3 protein-coding genes are annotated in these 4,095 nt (G+C 49.8%); all 3 read right to left on the minus strand.

Going from position 1 to position 4,095, the window contains the following annotated elements:
* Positions 1-21: 21 nt before the first annotated feature.
* The 3 genes from E3J62_08060 to E3J62_08070 all read right to left on the minus strand — a co-directional run bounded on the left by E3J62_08060 (position 22) and on the right by E3J62_08070 (position 4,087).
* Positions 22-681 carry an HD domain-containing protein gene (locus E3J62_08060; GenBank protein ID TET45222.1) on the minus strand — a complete coding sequence of 220 codons (660 nt, stop codon included), beginning with the start codon at positions 679-681 and terminating at the stop codon, positions 22-24.
* 164 nt (positions 682-845) lie between these two features.
* Positions 846-3,254, minus strand: a complete 2,409-nt coding sequence (locus E3J62_08065) for an AAA family ATPase (GenBank protein TET45223.1) — start codon at positions 3,252-3,254, stop codon at positions 846-848.
* Positions 3,255-3,352: 98 nt separating this feature from the next.
* The gene (locus tag E3J62_08070) at positions 3,353-4,087 is read right to left on the minus strand and encodes an NAD-dependent deacylase (protein ID TET45224.1); all 735 of its coding nucleotides are present in this window, start codon (positions 4,085-4,087) and stop codon (positions 3,353-3,355) included.
* Positions 4,088-4,095 lie beyond the last annotated feature (8 nt).

Here is a 4,095-nt window from a genome sequence, read left to right on the forward strand (position 1 = left end):
AGTGTTTTTTTGAAGGAATGACTACATCAGTTTTGTGCCGTTAATGGTCAGCTCAAACTTGCAGCCGAGGAAGTCGGCAGCTTTCCTGGCGATTATCATTCTGGAAAGGAATATTTCAAAATACTCCATTACCGGAGAAGTCTTCGTATCAATCGATAGACGCAGTGTTATCAGGCCACTCTTCCCTTCTACCAAAAGTCTGGATGATTTAACCGCGTAGTTGACTCTGTCGTGAATGTCGAATTTGATGAATGCTGGATTTCTCACGCGCGACTTGTGCACATCTGCCTTGTCAGCAAGAATAAGAGCAGCGCCAACGTTGCTGACAGGCCCGCCGGTTGCCTCATCGTGATTGCCAATCGCTGACATTATTTCACAGACAACTTCAGGATCCGCCCCCATATCAGACATTATCCTGCCGGCAATGACAGCGCCAGTCTGTGAGTGATTCGCCCTGTTGACCACATTGCCTATGTCGTGAAGGTACCCCGCAATGGACGCAAGTTCGGCCTCTTTCTCGGATCCGTCAAGTTTGGTCAGGATCATGCGGGCACCATTCGCAACCCTATTGGAATGCCTTTTCCCGTGTTCCGTCCAGCCGATGACGCCCAACTGTTCATTGGCTCTGGTGACATAGACCTGGACTTGTCTGTTTCTCCGTATTTTTTCGAGTGTGATCATCTCTTGGGACTATATTATACCACCTGCTGCCACAACCACCAATCACTAATTACGAATTATTAAATCAAACCGAAGCAGGTGCTCAGGGGCCTGGAATTATTGCAGGTTGGGTTGAGTATCTGAACCCTTAAGCCTTTCCTTGTCTTCCTTCGTAATTATCACCGCTATGCTTTGCTTCCTTTTTTGCTGAAAACGAGTTCGTTGTCCTTCGCGTCCACAAGAACAGTGTCCTGTTTTCCAAACTCGCCCTCGATTATCTTCTTTGACAGGGGATTCTCCACAAGCCTCTGAATTGCTCTTTTCAAAGGCCGAGCCCCATATATAGGATCGTATCCCTCTCTGGCAAGGACATCCTCTGCAGCTTTGGTCACTTCCAGTCCAATCTCACTATCCATGAGGCTTTTTCTGACATTGTCAATCTGGAGTGCGACAATCTTTTCAATGTCCTCAAATGCAAGTGGCCTGAAGACAACCGTCTCATCAATTCTGTTTAAGAACTCAGGCCTGAACCTGCTTCGTAGCTCCTCGATCATTCTCGACTTCATCGTTTCGTAGTCCTCAGCGTCGCCACTCGCCCACTCAGACCCTACGTTCGAAGTCATTATCAGGACAGTGTTCCTGAAGTCGACCGTTCTTCCTTGGCCATCGGTCAGTCTCCCCTCGTCCAGTATCTGAAGCATAACGTTGAATACATCCTGATGGGCCTTCTCTGTCTCATCGAACAGAACCACGCTGTACGGCCTCCTTCTGATGGACTCGGTCAACTGCCCACCCTCTTCGTAACCGACGTAACCAGGTGGGGCTCCTATCAGCCTGGAGACTGTATGCCTTTCCATATACTCGGACATATCTATTCTCACCATTGCGTCCTCTGAATCAAAAAGGAATTCAGCCAGAGCTTTGGCGAGCTCAGTCTTTCCCACTCCGCTCGGTCCCAGAAATATGAAAGAACCTATTGGCCTCTTTGGGTCCTTGAGCCCCGAACGTGCTCTTCTGATAGCATCCGAGACAAGGTTGACCGCCTCATCCTGGCCTATCACTCTTTTGTGTAACCTTTCCTCCATGTGAAGAAGTTTCTGAGACTCCTCCTCCAGCATCCTGGATACTGGAATGCCCGTCCACTTTGACACAACCTGTGCTATGTCTTCCTCGCCGACCACGTCATCAAAACCCCTGTCCTCCATCCAGTCATTCCTCTTCGCAGTGTACTCTTTCTGGAGAGCATCGGTCTCATCGCGAAGCTGTGCTGCCCTTTCATACTCTCTCGCCGCCACAGCCTCCTGTCCTTCCTTGATTAGCACAGAAAGCTTTCGCTCGAGATCTTTCAGCTCAGGCGGGGCACTGTATATATCTATCCTCAGCTTTGATCCTGCCTCATCAATCAGGTCTATTGCCTTGTCCGGAAGGAACCTTTCGCTTATGTACCGTGTTGAAAGCCTGGCTGCAGCTTTCAAGGCCTCATCGGAAATCTTCACACCGTGATGGGCCTCATATTTGTCTCTCAAGCCCTTGAGTATCTCAATTGTATCCTCGATTGAAGGCTCATTCACAAGCACAGGCTGAAACCTTCTCTCCAGGGCCCCGTCCTTTTCTATACTCTTTCTGTATTCGTCAAGAGTGGTAGCACCCACACATTGAAGTTCACCTCTCGCCAGAGCTGGTTTCAGCATGTTGGACGCATCAATCGCGCCTTCTGCTGCGCCTGCCCCAACTATGGTATGCAGTTCATCTATGAAGAGGATGATATCTCCTTTGGCCCTTTCTATCTCCTTGAGAACGGCTTTGAGCCTGTCTTCAAACTCGCCCCTGTATTTGGAGCCCGCGACCAAAGAACCCATGTCCAAGGCTATTACCTTTCTCCCCTTCAGTGTCTCTGGCACATCTCCGGAAACAACCTTCTGTGCCAGCCCTTCCACTATCGCCGTTTTCCCAACGCCTGGCTCGCCAATAAGGACAGGGTTGTTCTTTGTCCTACGGGAGAGGACCTGTATCACGCGCTTTATCTCTTCATCTCTCCCGATTACCGGGTCCAGCTTGCCGTCAGAGGCAAGCAGGGTTATGTCACACGCGTACTTTTTCAGGGCCTGATATTTTGATTCAGCCTCTGGATCTGTCACTCTCTGACCTCCTCTTATCTCTTGAAGTGCAACATATATTTTCTCCCTGGTTACTCCGTATTCCTGAAGGATTCTGTGGGATATCCCCTCTCTGTCCTCTGACACTGCAATAAAAACATGTTCTGTCCCCACATATTCATCATGTATTCTTCTCGCCTCCTCGAAGGCAAGGTCAAAGATTCTTTTTGCTCTGGGTGTAATGTATATCTGAGCCTGGCCACCACCCTCAAAGTGAACCTTGGGGGCTTGTTCCAGTCCATCTATCAGTTCCTTCTTTACAGTCTCAGGCTGGATTCCAATCGATGTAAGGATTGTCGGTACCAAACCTTCCTGCTGCTCAAGAAGACCAAGAAAGATATGCTCCGTATCAAGCTGATTATGGTTGAATCTGGTTAATGACTCCTGCGCTAAAGCAATCGCCTCTTGTGCCTTCACTGTGAACTTATCGAATCGCATTGGCCCTCACATGTAGAACCGTTAAAATATACGAGAAAAAAAGGATTTGTAAAGGGACATTTCGCCCGCCGTCCCCTTTTTGAACCAACCTTTGGGAATTACCGGTTTCTTCTTTTGTTGGTCGCATCCAGTAGCTTGGACATCAATTCGCCGGCTTTGCCCAGGATCGAGACATCAACAAGATCGGACAGTGGGGTGGGTTCATAGTTGATTTCGGCCACGAACGCCCCTCCCCTCTTTGCCATGAGGGGAAGACTCGCAGCCGGCTGGACGACCGCAGATGTTCCTACCACAAGCATGCAGTCACACTCATTTGAGGCCTGAAAAGCCCTCTCTATAGCATCCCTGGGAAGTGTTTCTCCAAACCATACGACGTCGGGCCTCAAGTACGCGCCGCATTCGCATTTTGGAGGAAGTTCGCTCAGGTCGGGCAGCTCATCCAACTTCCGTTCACAGCGGGAGCACCTAACCTTGAAAATATTCCCGTGCAGTTCCACCAGTTCTTTTGAGCCAGCCCTGCGGTGGAGGTTGTCTACATTCTGGGTTATGAGCAGAAATTTCGGATAGAGTGTCTCCAGTTCAGCTATGACTTCGTGAGCAGGATTGGGATGAACATTGTTCATCAGGCCTCTTCTGTACACATACCATTCCCATATAAGCTTTGGATCCCTTTCGAAGGCTTCCGGGGTAGCGAGCTCCATGGGATTGTGCTTTCGCCACAGCCCGTCTTTTCCTCTGAAGGTCGGCACTCCGCTCTCAGCAGAGACTCCCGCGCCTGTGAGCACCGTCAGGTAGTTCGCAGAGAGTAGGGCTTGCACAACTGTGCTTGGGATCTGTCCTG

The organism is candidate division TA06 bacterium (genome assembly GCA_004376575.1).
Taxonomy (GTDB): Bacteria; Hydrothermota; DG-26; order E44-bin18; family E44-bin18; genus E44-bin18.

Bases quoted from the DNA above. Each gene is read 5' to 3' on its own strand.
- E3J62_08060 (TET45222.1), bottom strand. From the start codon at position 681: ATGATCACACTCGAAAAAATACGGAGAAACAGACAAGTCCAGGTCTAT.
- E3J62_08065 (TET45223.1), bottom strand. From the start codon at position 3,254: ATGCGATTCGATAAGTTCACAGTGAAGGCACAAGAGGCGATTGCTTTA.